Origin of the sequence: Oligoflexus sp., assembly GCF_035638955.1 — a bacterium.
In the GTDB taxonomy this organism is placed as follows: domain Bacteria; phylum Bdellovibrionota_B; class Oligoflexia; order Oligoflexales; family Oligoflexaceae; genus Oligoflexus.
The window spans coordinates 1-19853 of record NZ_DASQYZ010000398.1; the positions used below are offsets into that span (position 1 = coordinate 1).

Genomic DNA, 19853 nt, shown 5'->3' on the forward strand with positions numbered 1-19853 from the left:
GAGAAGCCTTGACTTGCTGGGGCGAGGGTTCTAGAACTGCCTCCATGTTCACTGGAGGACTTTCGATGAAACTTGCTTGCTCCCAAACCCTACTTGCACTTTCGCTTGTGACGCTGGCGCCCCTTGCTCACGCCAGAAAAATTGATCCTGCACCCTTTCATCCAGAAAAAGCCCCCGCACTCGTCGGACCTTATGCGCCGAACCAGCGACTGGCATCAGCCGAACGACTGGCTGGCGGGCAATTGCAGGGCCCCGAGGAAATTGCGATTGATGCGGATGGTTATGTTTATACAGGGACAGCTGACGGTACGATCAAAAAGATCTCACGTCAGGGCGAGGTCACAACTTTCGCGAACACGGGTGGACATCCCCTGGGTCTGGACTTTGATGCCGCCGGCCAGCTGCTGGTGGCTGAGCCTTATTCCGGCTTGCTGCGGGTCACTGCGGACGGCAAGGTGACAATCCTGGTTCAGGACTATGAGGGCGAAAAGCTTGGGCTGGTGGATGACGTGAAAGTGGCCAGCGATGGCCGTATCTACTTCACCGAAGCCAGTCGCAAGTATCCTTTGGATAAGTATCAGCTCGATTTCCTGGAGGCTCGTGCCAACGGACGCTTGTTCCGCTACGATCCTCTGACCGCGGAAACCGAGCTTCTGCTGGATAATCTTTATTTCGCCAACGGCATTGCATTGTCTGCTGAAGAAGACTTTCTGATCGTCGCGGAAACCTCACGCTACCGCTTGACCCGTTACTGGTTGCAAGGCCCTCGCGCCGGCGAACGTGAAATTTTCCTCGATAACCTGCCTGGTCTTCCCGATACGATCTCGTCCAACGGTGAAGGCACGATCTGGGTTGCTTATTTTTCGGTCCGTGATCGTTTGATTGATGGTTTGCAGCCTTACCCGTGGCTTAAAGGTCTGCTTGCTAAATTGCCAACCAAACTTCTGCCGAAACCCAAGGCCTATAGCCTGGTCGTCGCTTATGATGAAAACGGCAACGTTCTGCAAGCCCTGCATGACCCGACGGGCAAGAATATTGGTAACATCACGTCGGTTGAAGAGTACAAGGGTGAGCTGTACATGGGTTCACTCACAGGCGACGCGATTGGTGTGATTCGTATCGAAGACTGATTACCTTTTGTGAATTAAACTTCATTGCTAATTTAGATTATCAGATAACACCTGATGTTCCATCCCCTCGGAACACAGGTGTTTTTAATTTTTGTGAATGTGTCTTTCCTCACTTTCCTGCCTAGATACAGCAAAGCCCATGTTTCCAAAATTTATTTTCTTTTTTGAGGGGAATCTCTTATGCGGAAGTACGAAATCCTATGGTTTCTGATGTTTCTGACTGCGTGCGGTGCCGGTCACGACTCGCAGCCAGCGGCTCTGTCTTCAGACTATGCTCAGGATGTTGCGGAAGAGCGATTGAATCTTCTGGACCCGGGAAAGACTGGTGCGTATAGCGTTCGCACCTACACGCCGCGAGCTGCAGGTTCGGGCTATAAATCAGCCATAGTCTATTATCCCAGTGTCGAGGCTGGTAACCTTTTACCAGCGATCACGCTCACCGGCGGATTCACCAACACCAAGGAGCAGTTTTCGTGGCTGGCCAAGCACCTGGCGAGCCATGGGATTGTTACGATTGCCTTCACGCCCACGAGCAATATGGTCGGCAATGCTCAGGTTTGGGCCAATGGCCACAAAGCGTCTCTGGCAACACTGGTGAAGGAAGAAAGCAATCCGTCGAGTCCTTTGTATGGCCGCATTAACACCAAACGCATGGGCGTCTCGGGATATTCCTATGGTGGTGCCGGTGCAATCCTCGCGGCGAATCAATCGCCTGATTTGGTAGCAGCTGCCATTCCTCTCTCGGCTTATCAGCCTGCGCGTCCCACCTCGTCCATTCCTTATCTCTTCATCACCGGTACTGCAGATACCGTAGCGTCACCGACGGCAATCCTGAATGTGTTCAACCGAACCAACACCGGGCAACCCAAAGCTTTTGCTCGTTTCCGTGGTGTGACGCATTTTGATTTGCTGAACGGTGGGCGTTCGCACGAGTCCATTGGCCGTTTTGTAGCCGCGTGGAGTCTGCGTTTCCTGGGTGATAATACGGAATATGCGACTTATCTGAACGGGGATATGGCCAAGAAGCAGTCCGCGGATAAATCCGTATTCGCGTCATCGAGGGACTATATTTACGAGGAGTAGATTGTAGCCATCCTCAACAAGTCTGAATTGGGTGAACCTCCGCAAAATGATTGAAAGCGGAGGCTTACTCCTTACCCATAGTCTTCTGCCAATAACCTTTTAGAAAAAATTCAAGTTCCTTACCCAAATGCGCGACACCCTTTGTAGCGAACTGCGTATTCTGGCGGGATTTTTACCGATTCCGCAGAATCATGGCGTCGAATGCAACGGAGTCCCCATGAACGTTTGGAAGCTGCTGGTATTCTTTCTGCTTGGAAATATTCTGGTGCCCCAGCTGGTGGTAGCCAAGGAATACCCTAGGCTGATCAAAGGCGTGCTCGACGTTCGGGGTTGGGATTTTGAGAAGGATGGGCCTATCCCGCTGGAGGGTGAGGCTGAGTTTTATTGGGACCGGTTTATGGACCCGAATCCCTCGAACTGGGATGGGAGCATTAAGCCTGTTTATATCGATGTGAATGGGGGTTGGCAAAAGGCGGGGTTTTCAGTTTACGGGAAGGGGACGTATCGGATCCGGATTGAGGGTGACCGCGCCGCTAAGTTGGCAATTGCAGACATGTGGGCCTGGACATCGGTCAGGCATTTTGTGAATGGAAGCCTGCTGTCAGCAACTGAACAAACTGTAGACGGGCAACTGGTGAGTCCTTTTCCGGCTGCGAGAACTCTTTCTGAAGCGCCTTCGCTCGACTATGACATGATATTTCATATTGAAAATCAGGATTTCTTCTTGGGCGGCATAGCCTCAATTTATGAGGTGGGGAGCCCTGAAACTGTATCCAAGAATTATATGAAGAAAAGCATTCTGAATGCCGGGATCTTTTTTGCCTTCATTACCCTGGCCATCTATAATCTTGGTCTTTTTGCCGTCAATCGCAGGGAGTGGGGGCCCCTCCTTCTGGCGAGCTTATGCCTCAGCATATGTGGTCTTTTAGCAGGCGGACCCGGAATCGCCGGAGTCGTATTTTCGTCCGTTGACCGCTTTCTCTATCTCAAGGTTTACAATCTCGCATTCTTTTGTGCGATTCCTATCATTTGGCTGTACATGAAGGTCATGTTTCCTGATTTTTGTCCAACAGGAGTGGTCAAATTCATGGTAGCGTTGAGCGTGCCCACACTCGTGGTGACGCTATTTTCTGCGCCAAGAATCTATCTGGAAATAAGCATGTATATTCAGATTCTTGGTCTTTTCTCCTTTTTTTCGGTCCTGGTTATGGCTACCCGGGCTGCCTTTAAAAAACAACTGGGAGCTTTGGTTTTCCTTCTCGGAAGCACCGTCAGTATAGTTTTTAGCGTCATCCAAATGCTGATCAACAAAGGGCTTTTACCATCCTTTCCAGCTGCAGCGATTGGCATGCTCTTCTTCTCCTTCAGCCAGTCGTTTATTCTGTCCATGCGCTTTGCTGAAATGTTGCGTAAGGTCCGACGGAGTGAAGTTGAAATTCGAACCCTCAATGAAGATTTAAGGGAAAAGGAAAAGGCCAGGACCTTATTTTTCCATAATACCTCGCATGAACTTCGGACACCGCTGAACGGTATCATTGGCTTTGTGGATCTTATCGAGCAAGGTCGATATGGGGAACTCACGGATGCGACTCGCGGGCAGTTGGTCAAGGTCAAAAACCTGGCCGTATCTCTGAAGCTCCAGGTTAATACCATCCTTGATTTGGCAAAATCCAAACAGGGAAAGCTTGACCTTAAGAATACCCAGTTTCCCCTGCGAATTCTGGTTCGCGACAGTCAAAACCTTGCGGAAGGCCTTAATCTCAAAAAGCCCCAGGTGCAATTCGCATTGGATACGCAAGGTCTTGATGCAGCATCGCTGTGGATTCATGACTACGAAAAAGTGTTTACCATCATCCGCAATCTGATCGGTAACGCCTTTAAGTTCACAGCTGTGGATAAAGCCAGCCAGGTCGGTCTACTTTTAAAATTGGAACCCGATCAGACTTTAAGGATTGTCGTCAGCGATACCGGCATTGGTATCCCCGCGAATCACATCGATAAAATCTTTCAGGAATTCCAGCAGGTGGACAGTGATGCCCGACGATCTTATGAGGGGACTGGTCTAGGGCTCGCCATGGTCCGGGATCTGGTCAGTCTCATGAAGGGAACGATCGAAGTCAAATCCCAGGAGGGACTGGGGTCAACGTTCTCAGTCAAGATTCCCGCCCAGACCGTGATCCATGCGGAGCAGAGCGAGATTACTGTCGACTGGGCAAAATCGCAAAGCCCGCGGATCGCGCCTTCGCCTGGGCTCAGTGATGTTGCAAGAACGGACGCATCAAAACAGGAACCAGCCCATCGGCACCTTGTGCTGGTCGTGGATGACAACGAGATGAACTGTGAGGTGGTGCGGGATATTCTGTTAATGGAAGGCTACGAGGTTATGCTGGCTTTCGGAGGGCGGGACGCCTTGCTGAAACTTAGGGGACATCACCCTGACCTCGTGCTGCTCGATCTGATGATGCCTGAAGTGTCGGGTGAGGACGTGTTGCAGGCGATGCGGGCGGACCCGGAACTGGATAATATTCCGGTCATACTCTTAACGGCTCGTGCGACCGAAGAAGATCGTATTCATGGGCTGGAACTTGGGGCGGATGATTATCTGGCCAAACCCCTGATCGCTCGGGAACTGCTGCTGCGCGTTCATAACCTTCTGGTGCGGATTGAATCCACGCGGCTTCTCGAAGGTGTGGAACACCGGGAAAAAATGGCTTTGATGGGAGAGCTCTTAAGTGATCTGTCTCATGAATTGAAAAATATTCATCACGCAGATGCCTATAGCAGTAAGTCGTTGGTCGAACATGTGGAAGCCTTGCTTCAACTTTTCCCGAGCTTGCAAACTTCCGGCTTAAACGCTGAAATCCTCTTGGCAGAAGCGTCTGATATTACCGCTACCAATAGCAGGGAGCAGATGCTGTTATCCATGCTCCCTGGAAAACCCGATCGCTATGATCGGCGTCTTGCCATGTATCTTTCGGCGCTTCCCGTTGACTACGATTCTGTTGTGCCGATTTGGAAATGCTGCCAGGCCTTGCCATTGGAACAGAGGCGGGCTTTTGAAAGCCTTCTGGCGATGTTACAGCATGTGAGTGCCCTCAGCCAGAGTTCGGAAAGAACCCAGGAATTGATTACTGCAGTACTGGATTATGGTCGCTATCATAAAGGCGATAGTGCCGTTGACATCAATCGGGTGATCACGTCGTCACTTACATTTCTGCAAGCCAGGTTTCGCCGCGCCGGTATTAAGGTGGAAAACCAATTGGCCGCATACAATGTGCAAGCTTCGAGTTCCGATCTGCAGCAGATCGCACTTAATATCTTGAATAATGCGTATGATGCTGTGAAGGGCTTGGCCCCTGATCAGGAACGTCTAGTCGTCATTTCAGGAGTCGAAGATCACGAGCATAAAACCGTACGACTTCGGTTCGTGAATAAGGGACCTGTCATTCCTTCGGATGTTTTGCCCCATATCTTTGAGCGAAGGTTTACGACCAAAGGTGAAAAGGGCAGCGGGTTAGGACTTTATGTATCGCGTCGCCTGGCTGTTAAAAATCATGGTGACTTACAGGCTGTCAGCGGTGATGGGGTCACTGCTTTTGAGCTCACGCTCCGAAAGGCAGGGTGAACTCATGACGAGTTTTCGAAGCTTCCAACTGCTTTTGCTTATGCTTCTGATTAGCTGCAGTCCTAACAGCCTTCGTCCCCATGCGCAGGGTGGGGTCCTTGACCTAAGGAACATGGACCTCCAAGTCTCGGAGTCCTTGGCTCTGTCTGGAGAATGGGAGTTCCATTGGCAGAAGCTCTTAACGCCCGACACTATAAACAATGCCGGAGCCAATCAAGTTTGGATGAACGTGCCGATGATATGGACCCAGTCCAAAGAGAAGTTTCCGGCCTTTGGGTATGCAACCTATCGTTTGCGGGTACTTGTGAATAAGCCGCAGGAGTTAAGCCTGTCCTTTCCTTCCTCTATTTGGTCATCCTCGCGTATCTTTGTGAAAGGCAAAGAAATCGCCCAGTTTGGAACCGTCGGGCCTTCCCAGGAGACAACCAGGCCAGGGTTGGGTCGAAAGCTCCACACATTTTTCACGCAAGATGATTCGTTTGATCTGATTATCCAGGTCAGTAACTATGAGATTTTCATGGCTGGGATTACAGATCCCATAAGAGTTGGCTCGATCGACTCGTTAGCTACGTCAAGAGAGATATCGTTATCAGCCGATGTTTTTACCATAGGAGGCCTCATTGTTATGAGCCTCTACAACTTTTGTCTTTTTATGCTGCGTACAAGGGAACGATCGACTTTATGGTTTGGATTCCTCTGTCTGACGACTTGCGTTCATTTGATTGCAGCGCGAACTGGCATTTTGTTGATCATGATGCCTCAGATAGGCTATGAGACAAGACTTCGCATCTTCAATTTAAGTTGGGTTCTTGCCGTGCCTGCTTTTGCTTGGTTCACCTGGAATGCTTTCAAGCAATTCTATGCACGCTGGGTGTGTGTGCTCGTCTCAGCAAGTGCAGCGGGCTGCGCAGTTCTCATTGTGGCCACCCCAGCGCGAATTTTCGTAAATTCAGCAAACTTTACCCATTTTGTAGTAGTATTCGTTATCGTTTACACGTTCTATTCAATGCTGCGCGCTTGCCGCGCGAAAGCCAGCGACTCCTACATTTTTCTGAGTGGTTTAATGTTGATGATGTCTGGTGCCGCTGCTGACATTGTCTCTGTCAGGGGATTGATAGACTTGCCCCGTCTGAGTCATTTTGGGTTGTTGGGCTTTGTGCTCTTCCAGTCCTATATGATTGCACGTCGGTTCTCCCGCGCTTTTGAGAAGGCCGAACATCTGTCCGAGAACCTGCAGGTTGAAGTTAAAACTCAGACTCATAAACTTGAAATACAACGCGACAAGTTAATCGAGCAGAAAAAAGAATTGGTCCAGACCCACGAGGAGCTGCAGCGACATGATGAACAAAAAACCCGATTTTTCCAAAACATATCCCACGAGCTTCGTACGCCTTTGACACTTATTCTAGGGTCCCTGACCCAGGCGGAGCAGGAATCCAAGGATTCCAAACCTGTCCAGGTTGCTGCCAGAAATAGCCGGCGACTCCTGCGACTCGTGAACCAGCTGCTTGATTTCCAAAAGTTGTCAGCCGGTGAGGAGGACCTTCAACTTAAGAAGCTGGACCTTCACGCTTTTCTGAATTCCATTGCACAGTATGTTCAGCCGACCTGCGAGCAAAGGCGTATTGGATTTTTTCTGAATGTTATGTCCAATCAGATGGACCGGATCATGGTTAATGCCCATATCGATGCCTTGGAGAAAATCGTATTCAACTATCTTTCCAATGCCATGAAATTTACACCTCAGGGTGGCGAGATCCGCCTTATTTTGTCGGTTGTCGGGCATATGGCTCGAATTCAAGTGACAGATACCGGCCATGGAATTCCGCGGGTTAAGTTAGGCGCACTTTTCAAAGTATTCTCTCAAGTCGATGATTCCGCAAAACGAGAATTCGAAGGCACCGGCCTAGGCCTGGCCCTGGCCAAGGAACTGGCCACCCGCATGCAAGGCGGTGTAGGGGTGGAAAGCGTAGAAGGCAAGGGCAGTACCTTCTGGGTGGATCTGCCGCTTTGCTATGATGAAAGCCATACACTGGACCTGCTGGTGATTGATGAAGACGCCCATGTCCGACAGCAGATGGAAGACGAGCTGATGCAGAGGCCTATTTGTGAAAGCTTCCGTGTGGTGGGCACTGCGAAGGAAGCCCGAGCCATACTCAGCCGGTTCAGGGTGCATTGTGTGCTGGCAGATGCCGTCATGTCTGATGAGGATGGCCCGGCGCTGTTAGCTTATGTGGCTCAGGAGCAGCCTCACTGCAAACGTATTTTGATTACGGCCCGGGACCAAAGCCACCGCATCGTTCAGAAGGCCATCAATACGGCTAAAATTGACCGCATTTTCTATAAGCCGTTCACGCCCGAACTCTTTTCAGTGCTGAAAGTCATGGTGGACGAAGCCAAGATCCAGCAATCGGCGAAAATCCTCGACCTGCTTGTAATCGATGATGAAGAAAGCATCCTGAAAAGCATCCGCACGATGCTTCTGGATTCAGATATTGTGGAGACGTTCGAGCTGGTCAAAGATTTGGAACGCGCCAGGCAGATCATGCGATCACACCACATCCGTTGTGTGCTGGTCGATGCGAATCTGACTGCTGCCGATGGAACCGATTTTCTCATGGAAATTGCTGCTCTCCAACCAGAATGTCATCGCATTATGATCACCGGCGAAAGTGGCCCTGATGTTCTTGAAAAAGCTATTAACAAAGCCCGCATTGATCAGGTTATTTATAAACCCTTGCAGAAGCAAGACCTCCTGACCCGGCTCGATGAAGCCATTCGTCAAAGTCCTATTAAGGCTCAATCCGATCTGGAAGAAAGCCTGAGCCCCGACTATCAACCCAAAGATTGGCTACTGGCTGATGTTCAAGTCCCTCAGGAAACCAACCCCAGTCCCGAGGTTCTATTCGTACCGACTCGAGATGAAACGGTCCTGGTGGTGGACGACGTGGATGATATGCGCGATCTCATTCAGAATATTCTGCGCCGCCATGGTTATCGCGTAATGGGTGCCAGGAACGGCGAAGAGGCACTCCAACTCTTACAAAAACAGCCATTTGACCTCGTCATCACCGACTGGATGATGCCGCGCAAATCAGGACCCGAGTTGTTGGCTGACCTTCAAAAGGATCCCAAACTCTCAGGCATCCCTACCATTCTGCTCACCGCCAAGGGCGACGACGTGAGCAAGGTCGTGGCGGCGCGGGAAGGGGCCTCGGCCTATCTTGCGAAACCTTTTGATGAAGTCGAACTGCAAAGTACAGTCGCAAACCTCTTGAAACTGAAGGAAGGCGAGAAAACGATAGCCGCACTCAACCGCGACATTACAGAAAATATTCTCAAGCGCTTCCTGCCACCCCATCTCGTCAACGAAATCGCGCTCGGTCACCGCGAATTCATCAACGAAGCCAAACTCAGTCCAGTCACCATACTTTTTGCGGATCTCTGTCAGTTCACGAAAACATCTGAGGAACTCGGCCCACGCCGTATTTCTGAAGTCCTCAACCAATATTTCGACGCCATGACCGAGGTCATCTTCGAGGAAGGCGGCACCATCGATAAATTTATCGGTGACGCGGTTATGGTCATCTTCGGAGCCCCCGAGGACATGTCCGCAGAAAAACAGGCCGAAAAAGCCTGCCGCTGCGCCCTCCGCATGCAGGAAGGTCTAGCTATTTTAGGTCAGAAGTGGCAAGAAGAGGGCCTGCCGCGCTTCGAAATGCGCATCGGTATTCACCACGGTCCCGCCACGGTCGGCATGTTTGGTGGGGCCAGACGTTCGGATTACACGGTCATCGGTCCCACGGTCAATCTCGCGTCACGGGTCGAATCGGTGGCAGCTCCTGGTGAAGTGCTGTTAACTGCGGTCGTTCGCGATTATCTGCGGGATGATAACTGGGAGAAAGCAGGCAGCTTTAACCTGAAGGGTGTCGGCGATAGTGTCACGCTCTATCGCTTAAAGAGAGAGATTAAAAAAGCCGCTTAGAGGCACTCGACCTTATGTTTCGGAAAGTGAGTATGCAACCCTTGACCAAAAATTTGTTATGGATCGTTCCAGCCTTTGTGGCCGGAGTTCTCTTAGGTCTCTATGGATTGGGCAGGTCATCCGGTTCGGGTGATGATTGGGATCAACTGCGACAGCAAAATGCCGAACTCCAAGCCGCCTTGGACAGCGCGAAAAGCGAAAGGTCCCACCTCCAGACGGAGCTTTCTCGCATTGCTTCTGTAGATTTGGCAGACTACCTGCGACTTCGCAAAGAGGAAGAGCAGTTCCAAAAATCGCGCGAGATTTTAGGCAAGATTTTTATGGTGCTCTTTCACAACCTTTTGCAAGGTGTGCCCGAAGACCAGGTCGAGTTTGCACGCTCGGCGGCAGGCACGTCTACCGAAGGCACGGCGGCTTCAGAGCCGACACCTGAAACCATCTCCGAGTCTCAGGTCCCGGCCCCTGCTCCTGAAAAAAGTTCAATTCCCACCCCAGAAGCCCAGGCGACCAAGAGTGGAGCCACGTGGGTTCAAGCGGAAAAGGATTTTGGACAACTCAATCTCCACAAAGCCGAGAGCTTTTTGCAGTCAACCGCAATTCAGGATGTCGCCAGTGAGTCCACGGGCTTTCGGAAATTCAATTCCACCGACACCCGCATCGCAGCCCTGCAAGGCACCTTCACTGGTGATATCGTCTTTTTGGATCCCAAGAGGAAACCTTGGAATCTGGAGATGACTTTGAATAGCGAAACGAAAGACGGCATCCCTTCCGGACAATTTATCGTGCGTATCGTCGACGATAAAGGGAATCCCTCCACGATGAGTGGCAACGGCGACGTGCGTGCGATCGTGAAACCGGTCAGCTCGTCCAAGGCCTTGATCGTGCGGATAACCGAGACCCGTTATCTGCAGATGTATATCCTGGAACGTCAGGAGATCATCATTGGCAATTACTATGATGAAGTTCAGGTTGGAAAAGTGGAACGGGTGGGAAGCTTTCGTCTGCAAAGATAAACAAGCGGCCGAGACGGCCGCTATAAAGTGACGTTTAGAGACGTTTTCCTGATCGCATGAGCAGACGTCGATCGATGAGCAGCAGGGTATTTTGCTCCAATCCGTCATAGACGCGATAGGACCTTGTGATGCCGTCGCGGTTGATCGCATTCACCGGATACTGTTTGATAGCCACTTTTTGATAATCGTTCGGTGCAAGGGCCACCGTGTCGCCAGAAAGGGCAGTTGTCGTCAGTGTCATAGCGGAAACCAGAGACTTATCCACACCCAGGCCATATGTTTGTTCATCCCAAACAAAGAGCGCCGCTCGTCCGCCTTGCGTTCGCAGCATTTCCTCCAGAAGCTCTCGACTGGGAGGACCGCCGCCGCCGGCGAGGCCGCCGGCCAGGACAACCGATGTCATGGACAGTGCTAGAATGGTTGTTGTGCTAAGAAACTGAACTATTTTCATGAGTGACCCTTCTCCCCAACGATGCCACAGGCAAGGTTAAAAATCATCAAATCAGGACCGCTATAGTCCGGGTTTTCAAGGATGGAACAGAGTTCATGTGAAGCTTGTGCGATGGTATTATAAGCTTTTCGCAAGCCTTCCTTGTTCACCCCTCGGTGGAAACTTCGCATGAGGGATCCAGCATCCACGAGATCAATCATATCCACATGCAGATGCGCCATCTTTTTGATAAGAAAGTCCGGAGCGTTGACCACGATATTGAGTGTACCTTGAAATGTGCCGTCAGCATTCATCTTGAGTGCCTGCTTGGCCAGAAGTTCATCCAGTGTTTTCAAACCGTTGCGACCATATTCCAAAACCACCTTGTCACGATTTGCACCCGGGGTTTCCGAGGCAAACAGATAAACCTGATAGCGCAGTTCGGACGAAATCAGAAACTCCAGGGCTTCCATGCGATCGTCCAGGTCCTGCTGGGTGAAGCCAGAATCGGTGAGATCGCGAACTTCCTCAGGAAAATACTCTTCCAGAATCTGCTTAAACCGATCTGGTTCTACGAAGCGCGCAATCCGTCGCGCATCGAAAAATGAAAGCGAACGCAGGTCACCCGATTCAAGCCGATAAAGTTTTTGATAATCGACATTCGTTTGCTTCGACAGCCAGCGAATGCTTTCACCACTTTGGCTTAACACAGCTTTCACTCGCTCGCGCAGGTGAATGCAGACTGGATGCACCATTGACCACTCCCTTGAATTTCCATCATGACTTTTAAATCACGATAGTGGGGGGTCATCAGGATGTCAACATTCTCTCGCTCACCGTGAAGAATAATACATCGCCACTCGCCTAGGTTGCGACAGGGTGGATCGATTTTTAAAATTAAAAATTAAGCAGCACATTAGGCGGGTTAGGAACGCTCAGTTTTTAATTCATGAACCGACCAATCTTCTGCGCAGAAAGGGTTTGCGTCTTGTAAAGGGGCATTTGCCCACGTTTTAATCTTTCAAATTTAAAAAATATTTGAGGGTCTATCTCAGAACAACTTGCTCATATATGGCACGCACTGTTATTTCAAGATTATTAGTTTGATTATGAAGCAAAGTTTTCCGCGCATCGGAAGACGTAGTCCTGATCGTGTCTTTGCTGATTTCCGGTTTAAACCACTTCTCGGGTCGCGGGCTTTTTGCCCGCGATTCACTTCTCCTGATGAACAAGTTATTTTATTAACAGCTGTAAGACAGGAAGTCTTGCATTGAGGAGGTGTTGTCATGAGTATTAAGACTTTGCTCAAAGAGTTATCCAAGGAAGGATTTGCCATCGTGAAGTGCGAGAATGGTTACAAGGTCATGCGAAATCAGCTGCTGGGTTCCTTCAGTTCGGTCAATGGCCGACCGGTTCGGCTCTACACGATCAATGCCCGCGTCGCGAGTGAATACTGCGAAGGGTATCAACCCGGTACTTTTCACTACAGCTGCACACGCTTTATAGCAGCTCTCAAACAAGCTGGTTGAGAGGAGGGGAAGGCCCATGATGTTGGAATCTAGAAAACCTCGGCTTTTTGCTGTGTCCAAGGATGGACCGGCCGTCAAAGTCCTGTGGAAATCGGAATTTTCTGACTATCGCCTCGCGCCCTGTGATCTCTATGAACGAGCTTTGGATATCGAAGCGGCTGACCACCTGCCTGTTTCCTTCAAAAAAGAAGAGGATGGCAGCTTTATCGCGGCGATCTATCAGAAAACCGAAGACAACGATCAGCCTGATAAAGTCCTCTATATGATTCTGGATCTCAGCCATGAGCAGAAATATTGCCTGGAAGATTTTTCGATTTTCGTTCGCCAGTCACGCGCCATGATCAAGACCGTGCGTATGCGTTCCTTTCATACGATTTCCAAGGTCCGCATTTGGAGAACTTTCAAACAGTCCACGGGTTGGGAATATCTGAATGCCTGCGAGATGGATGTGCTGGATGCCCTCCATTCGCACGCCAAGAGTTCCTGAACCGTCACTAGGCTGGGGTCGGGCCGCAGGGTCCGACCTATCCTCCACCTTCCCCTGAAACGACAGCAAGCCCTGCAGGTTTTGTGTGACAGCGACCTGTCGACATGCATAGCCTTGGAAAGATATTCGCCTTTGCGCCGGCGTCAGCAATCTCTGGATCAGAGATTGCAAGTCATCGCCGGAGGTATTTTTTACCAAGGAGGCAACTTATGAAATCATTGCTATCGGTATTAACGACTGCCGGAATCGGTGCCGCTCTCGCCTATTTGTATGATCCCGTCAGTGGGAACCGCCGCCGGGCCATGGTTCGTGAGCGGGCGAATCGGACTGTTCGCGAGGCGCAGGACTTTTGGGATGTGGCCAGCCGCGATCTGACCAATCGTTCACGGGGCATGGTGGAAGAAATGCGAGCCCGACTCCTGGAAACCAATGTGGATGACGATCTCCTGGTCCGTCGTGTGGCCGCTAAACTCGGTCATCATATGTTCCGGGCCAAAGCTGTGGGCATCACCGCTGAAGACGGTATCGTGACTCTACAAGGTCCCATTTTGGGTTCCGAATTGGATGCCGTGATCCGCGCCATCAGTCGCGTTCCTGGCGTGAAAAGCGTACGTAACGAACTTGAAATTCATGAAACTTCGGATATTCCCGAGCTGCAATCATCAATAGGCCGTAAAAAATGGACTCCAGCCCGTCGCCTGGCTATGGGTTCTGCCGGTTTGATTTTGGCAGCATCGACGCGCTCGCTGTTGAGGGGGCGTGGCACGCGTCGCGCTTAAGCCTTAAGCTTAAGCTTAAGCTTAAGCTGGCGACGCCTGCCAGTTGTTGTCCATGAATATCAATAATAGTAACCGTTCGTAGCGCAGGATGTTTCCTCATCAGGGAAACTCACTCGAACGGTGGGCTCATCCCATTGTCCTGTTCGATAGGATTTTAATCCCCAACGCGACAGTGTCACAAGTTGATCGCCCAGTCGATAGATTCGATTGATATCCATGGACGGACGGCTGTCCTGCCACCAGCGCCAGACATCGAGTTCGGCGCGACATTCCGCATCCACCCATTCCACATGGGAGATGCGGGCGGATTCGACCATATGATTCCCCTTGAGCTGAAGCAGAAGTGCTCCACTGAAGTCACGCTGTGTGCCCCATTCTCCAGATGGGCGTAAAGCGATCACAGGAATCCCAATCAAGCCGGCCTTCGAATCATAGAAAAAGGCCTTGGGATCAGTGGCCACTTCCGAGCTGGAACCGCGGATGCCATAAATGAGCGGCGCCTGGAGTTCATTGATTTCGGTGGGATCGGCAATGCCAAAGAGCGAAATCTTGACCCCTTGAAAGAGTGCGAAATCCCCTTGATCGACAGTATCAAAGCCGACGCCAATCAAGCGTCCGTCACCCAACGGATGCATATAGGTGGAAAATCCCGGCACCTTAAGTTCACTCAATAGCCGGGGATGTTCAGGATCACTCAGGTCAAAGGCAAAGAGAGGGTCGGTCTTTTCAAAGGTAACTATGTAAGCATAGTCTCCGATATAACGCACGGAACGGATGTCCTCTTTAGGGGCGAAATTTTCCACTGAGGCCCGTGTGGCCAATCGCCCCTGGCCGTCGGCGGCCACTATAAAGAGGTGATTCAAAGCCGGTTCACCGCCGAATCCACCTAGAAATCCAGTGGTCGTGGCCACGGCAAGATATCGACCGTCCTTGATTTCCCGAAGGGACCAGCGGTCTTTGATGCGGCCGCGCACCTGTCCCGCGGCAGCTGGTTGCAGGAACCCGTTTTGAAGACTGATCTGCTGCATCCGAAGCCGTTCATCCTGTGGTTCAGGCATCACGATATTCACCGGCTTGCCCCACCATACCGGCGAGAACCACTGAATCTGCTGTTTCAGGATATAAAGGTTACGGCTGGTGACATAAAGCTCATCCGTAGATCCCACCATACCGATGGAATCGGGAACGCCTCCGGGTATGGCCTGCTGCTGACGAATATTGATGAGATACGTTTTGGTCAGCTGCAGATCCCAATCACGTACAGGACGCTGCACATAACGTTGACAGGCAATGCCTTGCAGCTGCCCATTGCGGATTGGCGGTAAAATACGGCGTTGCAGGCGATCCCGCATTTCATAGAGTTTGCGGCGTTTTTCAGCATTCGGAAACCACGATTCTGATTGGAATTCAGAGAAGGGGACCGGAACACGAAGTTCAGGTATGGCATCCCTGACGACCAGCAGCAGCTGATCACCGATAAGGCGGGTCGTAAAGAATCCTCCCAGGAAGCGTTGCTCCCGAAGAAGAACAGGGAGTGAACGCGGCGCCGTCGCATAAATGCGAACGACAGTCATATCCTGGCCAGGCTTGGCCGCCATCTGCCCCAGCACAACCAACCGATCTTTTGCCGTGAGCAGTTGAGTCTGGCTCAATCCAGGAAGATAGAGTCGACCCATGCGTTCCTGGGTCACACGATCGAGGATCTGCACATACTCATCGGAACTCAAAGCAAAGATCTGCCCATCCCCCACACGAAAACGGTCGGCTTCATCCACGCCGCGTTCCTGGACGTTGGTGGCTCCATCAACACCGGCATCCGTACCGCCCTCATCGCTGGCAGCAGGGCTGGCCTCTTCGAGTTCCTTGCCGACGCCATAGATAGGTCGATCCATGCCGATCGCTGCAGAAATCCAGGCTTTTTCTTGCAGCCACATCTCATCGAAACTGGTCTTAAGATCGTCTCGCAAGGCGGCACAGCTGGAGTAAAAACTCATGCCACTGTATTCAGCCGGTTTTCGCTGGAGAGCTTGTTCCAAGGCTTCCTGAGACGATGGGGCTGCACTCGTATTTCCATGCAGCAAGACGGGCGCGCATAACAGAGTCGCTAGACTGAATCTTATGAAAAAATGTGTTAAGTGCATAAAGGTGCTCCTTGTGATTGAGAGCTGTTTAATTCTGCCTTCATGCAGTTGTCATACGCTTCCTGGGCAAGGATTCAATCGACATTTCATAAGGCGACTATTGGCCTTCCTGAAGTCCTGCCGGAAAACGATCCGCGATAAGGTTCAGCCGGATATTATGCTCGAGATAAGCCTTAAGGCCTGCCAGCACCAAATGGAATCCACCGGTCGAGTCAGCCACCTGATTCATAATTTCATCGGGCGTGCCCTGAAAACCATAATTGATGATTTCCACGTAGGTGCCTTGGGCGAGAGTTTTAAACGTCCATTCTGCAGTTGTCTTCTCCTGACCTTCACCCCATTCGATCACAATTTTCCGATGGGGATCGATGAGCTTGACCCATACAGGAACCTTGACGTCATACATGTCCCAGCGCCATTCACGGTGTTGTCCAGCCTCCAAGCGCCCCGAACTGTGGGTAAACCAAAAGCGGGTTGTCACGTCAGGATTGATGAAAGCCTCGAACACGTCAGCAACGGGTTTGCGGATGAGCATTCCAGATTTAGCGGTCGGTCTGTCGAAGGGGTCGTGAATCATGCCGAAACTCCTTTCTTAGGCGTTTAGGCGGATACTAACATTCCCAAATAGAGTAGGTATAGAACCTGAACGGCGGATTTTCGTCCGTTTGTTTTATCCCAATTTCGGGGTCTTGCTCCGCAGCGCGCTACCGCGTTATAATGGCTTATTATTTGGAACAAGTGTTAAGAAGATTTGATAATCGGCTTAAATTTCTTAGCTGAATCGGGTAAAGAATGGTCTATCTGAAGTGGCGGGTTGGCCTCAAAAAGAAAGAACTGAGACATGATGAGTCATAAACCAGAAATAGACAGTGAAGAACGATTTACCTTGTTTGTTGACGCAGTCAAGGACTACGCGATTTTCCTGTTGGACCTGTCTGGCCACATTATGACTTGGAACGTAGGAGCCAAACGAATCAAGGGTTACACGACGGACGAGGTTGTTGGAAAACATTTCTCCGTTTTTTATCCTGCGGATTCATTGGCCCGCAATCATCCCCAGCATGTGCTGGAGATAGCAACGCGCGAAGGTCGTTATGAAGAAGAAGGGCGACGCGTTCGTAAAGATGGTACGGAGTTCTGGGCCGCGGTGACCATCACAGCTCTTCGCAATAAAGCGGGGGTTGTCACCGGCTTTTCCAAGATCACCCGCGATATCACCGAAAATAAAATCAACGAGCAGAAACTCCGCGAGAGTGAAGAGCGTCTGCGGCTTCTGGTTGAAGCCGTGAAGGATTACGCCATCTTCATGGTCGATATCGATGGCTCTATCATGAGTTGGAACTCCGGGGCCCATCGTCTGAATGGTTATACGAGTACAGAAGCCATCGGGCAGCCCCTTTCTATTTTTTATACCGAAGATGCATTGGCAGCAGGTTATCCGCAGCGTGAGTTGGATGAGGCCAGGATCAGCGGCCGCTACGAAGAAGAAGGCATCCGGAAACGGAAGGATGGAACCACGTATTGGGCGCACGTGACATTAACGTCCCTTTATGATGGGGAGGCGAATCTGCGAGGTTTTGCCAAAGTCACGCATGATGTGACGGAGCGCAGAAAGGCCGAAGATTCTCTTAAAAACGCCCATGACGAACTGGAGAAGCGGGTTGCCCAAAGGACCTCCGAACTTCTGAGCGCCATCGATCGGCTGCAGAAAGAGATTGAAGAGCGGAGAAAAGTGGAAGACGAGTTGCTGCGAGCCAAGGAAGCGGCGCAAGCGTCGAACCTGGCGAAAAGTGCCTTTCTTGCTAACATGAGCCATGAAATTCGCACGCCCCTCGGCGCTGTGCTGGGATTCTCCGAGTTGCTTTTGCAGCCCGACCTGGATGAAGACGAGCGTGAACTCTATCTGCAGACGTTGAAACGGAACAGCAATCTTCTGCTGACCATTATCAACGATATCCTGGATCTTTCCAAAGTCGAATCAGGCAAATTCCAGTTGGAAAAAACCACCGTCGATCTCGACGATTTCCTGAACGAAACGGTGGCCTTTCTCAGTCTTAAAGCTGATGAAAAAGGACTGAATTTCATGGTGGAAGCGGAAGGTTCAGTGCCTCGCACCCTTGAAACGGATCCGGTGCGCCTCAAGCAGATTATTTTTAATATCGTCGGCAATGCGATTAAATTCACGACCAAGGGTAGCATAGCGATCACGTTGAAAACCGTGACGCAGTTACGTGGTTCGGCGCAGCTTGCGATCGATGTGACCGATACCGGTCCAGGGATTGACCCGGAACATGCAAAAAATCTTTTTGAGCCCTTTGTCCAGGTGGATGCCTCGCTGACCCGGAAGTTCGGTGGCAGTGGTCTGGGTCTGGTGTTGTCGCGACAATTGGCTCAGGCATTGGGTGGCGACGTGGTGTTGACGGACTCCACTCCAGGTCAAGGCAGCACGTTTACCATCACTGTGGATGCAGGTCAGACGCCGAAGCGTAAGGTGCTGTTTCAAAATTCCAGCCATGACACGGCGCCCGCCGAGGGCAAACCGTCCAGCAGCCAGGGCGAAGATCTGCATAAGGCCAGGATCCTGCTGGTGGAGGACATGCCTGACAACCGCGTGTTGATCAGCAGTATGCTGAAAAAATTTGGGGCCGAGGTCGATTGCGCGGAAAACGGCAGTGAAGGCCTCGAGAAAGCTCTGAAGGGCGATTATGATGTTATCCTCATGGACCTTCAGATGCCGGTCATGGACGGTTATGAAGCCACTCTCGAGCTCCGTAAGCGAGGGTATTGCAAACCCATCGTGGCGGTCACGGCTCATGCCATGCAGGACGATCGCGAGCGCGTGATGCGGTCCGGATTTACAGCTCACCTGACCAAACCGCTCGACAAGCAGGCCTTGCTGAAAAGCCTGTCGATTTTGAATGGTGGCAAATCCTCAAAGCCGAGTTAGTTCCTCTTTTTCACTTCTGATGAATCCTTCAAAAACGCAGGCTTCCGATGGGTAGCCTGCGATACCTCTTGTCGGCTCTCTTGGGGTCATTTAGCCTAGCCTTGAACTCCAACCTATCGAGGAGCCAAGCCATGAGTATGCAACGCGTCAGTTCAGGCGCAATTTGGGAAAAAAAAGTCGGCTACTGTCGGGCCTTGCGAACCGGAAACCATGTTTTTGTCAGCGGAACTGCGCCCGTGGGAACCGATGGTAGCGTCGTAGCCCCAGGTGATGCGTATCAACAGGCGCGGCGCTGTTTTGAGATCGTTCAGGAATCCTTGGCCAAGCTGGATTGCCCTTTATCCGCTGTGGTTCGCACGCGCATGTTTGTAACAGACGTTTCCCGCTGGGAGGAATACGGTCGCGCCCATCAGGAATTCTTCGGCGAATTCCCGCCGACGACGGCCATGCTGGGGATCGGTGCTTTGGTGGATCCCGACATGATGATCGAAGTGGAAGTGGATGCGATCCTGGCCAACCCCTAATTTTATCGATCAAACGTCCGGCGTACTCCAGCCATAGGGTTTCCCGAGTCGACGAGGAAGCAGAAAGCTTTGGCTGGAGGTCAGAGGACCTGGCTATCTCCCATCATCGGAGATTCTTTGTTTTCCTCTTGCCAAATGCTTATGGCATTCATACATTTGTTTGGCTGGAGGGTATGTTGG

The 19853-nt window shown here is 51.2% G+C and carries 14 protein-coding genes; 10 read left to right on the forward strand and 4 right to left on the reverse strand.

Going from position 1 to position 19853, the window contains the following annotated elements; genetic code table 11:
- Positions 1 to 65 precede the first annotated feature (65 nt).
- The 5 genes from VE954_RS34350 (at position 66) to VE954_RS34370 (ending at position 10836) form a co-directional block, all read left to right on the forward strand.
- Positions 66 to 1130 carry an SMP-30/gluconolactonase/LRE family protein gene (locus VE954_RS34350; protein WP_324961588.1) on the forward strand — a complete coding sequence of 355 codons (1065 nt, stop codon included), beginning with the start codon at positions 66 to 68 and terminating at the stop codon, positions 1128 to 1130.
- Positions 1131 to 1310: 180 nt separating this feature from the next.
- A complete protein-coding gene (locus VE954_RS34355; RefSeq protein ID WP_324961590.1) occupies positions 1311 to 2213 on the forward strand; it encodes a hypothetical protein in 903 nt (300 codons plus the stop codon).
- 217 nt (positions 2214 to 2430) lie between these two features.
- Entirely contained in the window at positions 2431 to 5838 is a 3408-nt protein-coding gene (locus VE954_RS34360) for an ATP-binding protein (protein WP_324961592.1), read from the forward strand.
- A 4-nt stretch (positions 5839 to 5842) separates the two neighbouring features.
- Positions 5843 to 9823 (forward strand): response regulator, encoded by a 3981-nt coding sequence (locus VE954_RS34365; RefSeq protein WP_324961594.1) that lies wholly within the window; start codon positions 5843 to 5845, stop codon positions 9821 to 9823.
- Between the two features lie 32 nt (positions 9824 to 9855).
- Positions 9856 to 10836 carry a hypothetical protein gene (locus tag VE954_RS34370; RefSeq protein ID WP_324961596.1) on the forward strand — a complete coding sequence of 327 codons (981 nt, stop codon included), beginning with the start codon at positions 9856 to 9858 and terminating at the stop codon, positions 10834 to 10836.
- A 34-nt stretch (positions 10837 to 10870) separates the two neighbouring features.
- On the opposite strand, the gene VE954_RS34375 is transcribed toward VE954_RS34370, so the two are convergent.
- Together VE954_RS34375 and VE954_RS34380 are read right to left on the reverse strand one after the other, a co-directional pair.
- Positions 10871 to 11287 carry a hypothetical protein gene (locus VE954_RS34375; protein WP_324961598.1) on the reverse strand — a complete coding sequence of 139 codons (417 nt, stop codon included), beginning with the start codon at positions 11285 to 11287 and terminating at the stop codon, positions 10871 to 10873.
- On the reverse strand, positions 11284 to 12021 hold the full coding sequence (locus tag VE954_RS34380; RefSeq protein WP_324961600.1) for a hypothetical protein: 738 nt from the start codon (positions 12019 to 12021) through the stop codon (positions 11284 to 11286). Before VE954_RS34380 ends, VE954_RS34375 begins: the two co-directional genes overlap by 4 nt.
- A gap of 531 nt (positions 12022 to 12552) precedes the next feature.
- On the opposite strand from VE954_RS34380, the gene VE954_RS34385 reads away from it, so the two are divergent.
- The 3 genes from VE954_RS34385 to VE954_RS34395 all read left to right on the forward strand — a co-directional run bounded on the left by VE954_RS34385 (position 12553) and on the right by VE954_RS34395 (position 14061).
- Positions 12553 to 12795: a hypothetical protein gene (locus tag VE954_RS34385; RefSeq protein WP_324961602.1), complete on the forward strand. Its 243-nt coding sequence runs from the start codon at positions 12553 to 12555 to the stop codon at positions 12793 to 12795.
- Between the two features lie 16 nt (positions 12796 to 12811).
- Entirely contained in the window at positions 12812 to 13282 is a 471-nt protein-coding gene (locus tag VE954_RS34390) for a hypothetical protein (protein ID WP_324961604.1), read from the forward strand.
- Between the two features lie 209 nt (positions 13283 to 13491).
- Positions 13492 to 14061: a BON domain-containing protein gene (locus VE954_RS34395; protein ID WP_324961606.1), complete on the forward strand. Its 570-nt coding sequence runs from the start codon at positions 13492 to 13494 to the stop codon at positions 14059 to 14061.
- A gap of 59 nt (positions 14062 to 14120) precedes the next feature.
- Here the strand turns inward: VE954_RS34395 and VE954_RS34400 are convergent, their stop codons facing one another.
- Positions 14121 to 16202, reverse strand: coding sequence for a beta-propeller domain-containing protein (locus VE954_RS34400; RefSeq protein ID WP_324961608.1), 2082 nt, complete (start codon positions 16200 to 16202; stop codon positions 14121 to 14123).
- A 97-nt stretch (positions 16203 to 16299) separates the two neighbouring features.
- Complete coding sequence (locus VE954_RS34405; protein ID WP_324961610.1) at positions 16300 to 16779, reverse strand: SRPBCC family protein; 480 nt, start codon at positions 16777 to 16779, stop codon at positions 16300 to 16302.
- 264 nt (positions 16780 to 17043) lie between these two features.
- Here VE954_RS34405 and VE954_RS34410 point away from each other — a divergent pair, with 264 nt between their 5' ends.
- Both VE954_RS34410 and VE954_RS34415 read left to right on the forward strand, forming a co-directional pair.
- Positions 17044 to 19149: a PAS domain S-box protein gene (locus VE954_RS34410; RefSeq protein ID WP_324961612.1), complete on the forward strand. Its 2106-nt coding sequence runs from the start codon at positions 17044 to 17046 to the stop codon at positions 19147 to 19149.
- 131 nt (positions 19150 to 19280) lie between these two features.
- Positions 19281 to 19673: a RidA family protein gene (locus VE954_RS34415; protein ID WP_324961613.1), complete on the forward strand. Its 393-nt coding sequence runs from the start codon at positions 19281 to 19283 to the stop codon at positions 19671 to 19673.
- Positions 19674 to 19853 lie beyond the last annotated feature (180 nt).

What these genes read in the sequence shown, in the direction of transcription:
- VE954_RS34350 (WP_324961588.1), top strand. Translation starts at nt 66, where the DNA reads ATGAAACTTGCTTGCTCCCAAACCCTACTTGCACTTTCGCTTGTGACG.
- VE954_RS34355 (WP_324961590.1), top strand. Translation starts at nt 1,311, where the DNA reads ATGCGGAAGTACGAAATCCTATGGTTTCTGATGTTTCTGACTGCGTGC.
- VE954_RS34360 (WP_324961592.1), top strand. Translation starts at nt 2,431, where the DNA reads ATGAACGTTTGGAAGCTGCTGGTATTCTTTCTGCTTGGAAATATTCTG.
- VE954_RS34365 (WP_324961594.1), top strand. Translation starts at nt 5,843, where the DNA reads ATGACGAGTTTTCGAAGCTTCCAACTGCTTTTGCTTATGCTTCTGATT.
- VE954_RS34370 (WP_324961596.1), top strand. Translation starts at nt 9,856, where the DNA reads ATGCAACCCTTGACCAAAAATTTGTTATGGATCGTTCCAGCCTTTGTG.
- VE954_RS34375 (WP_324961598.1), bottom strand. Translation starts at nt 11,287, where the DNA reads ATGAAAATAGTTCAGTTTCTTAGCACAACAACCATTCTAGCACTGTCC.
- VE954_RS34380 (WP_324961600.1), bottom strand. Translation starts at nt 12,021, where the DNA reads ATGGTGCATCCAGTCTGCATTCACCTGCGCGAGCGAGTGAAAGCTGTG.
- VE954_RS34385 (WP_324961602.1), top strand. Translation starts at nt 12,553, where the DNA reads ATGAGTATTAAGACTTTGCTCAAAGAGTTATCCAAGGAAGGATTTGCC.
- VE954_RS34390 (WP_324961604.1), top strand. Translation starts at nt 12,812, where the DNA reads ATGATGTTGGAATCTAGAAAACCTCGGCTTTTTGCTGTGTCCAAGGAT.
- VE954_RS34395 (WP_324961606.1), top strand. Translation starts at nt 13,492, where the DNA reads ATGAAATCATTGCTATCGGTATTAACGACTGCCGGAATCGGTGCCGCT.
- VE954_RS34400 (WP_324961608.1), bottom strand. Translation starts at nt 16,202, where the DNA reads ATGCACTTAACACATTTTTTCATAAGATTCAGTCTAGCGACTCTGTTA.
- VE954_RS34405 (WP_324961610.1), bottom strand. Translation starts at nt 16,779, where the DNA reads ATGATTCACGACCCCTTCGACAGACCGACCGCTAAATCTGGAATGCTC.
- VE954_RS34410 (WP_324961612.1), top strand. Translation starts at nt 17,044, where the DNA reads ATGATGAGTCATAAACCAGAAATAGACAGTGAAGAACGATTTACCTTG.
- VE954_RS34415 (WP_324961613.1), top strand. Translation starts at nt 19,281, where the DNA reads ATGAGTATGCAACGCGTCAGTTCAGGCGCAATTTGGGAAAAAAAAGTC.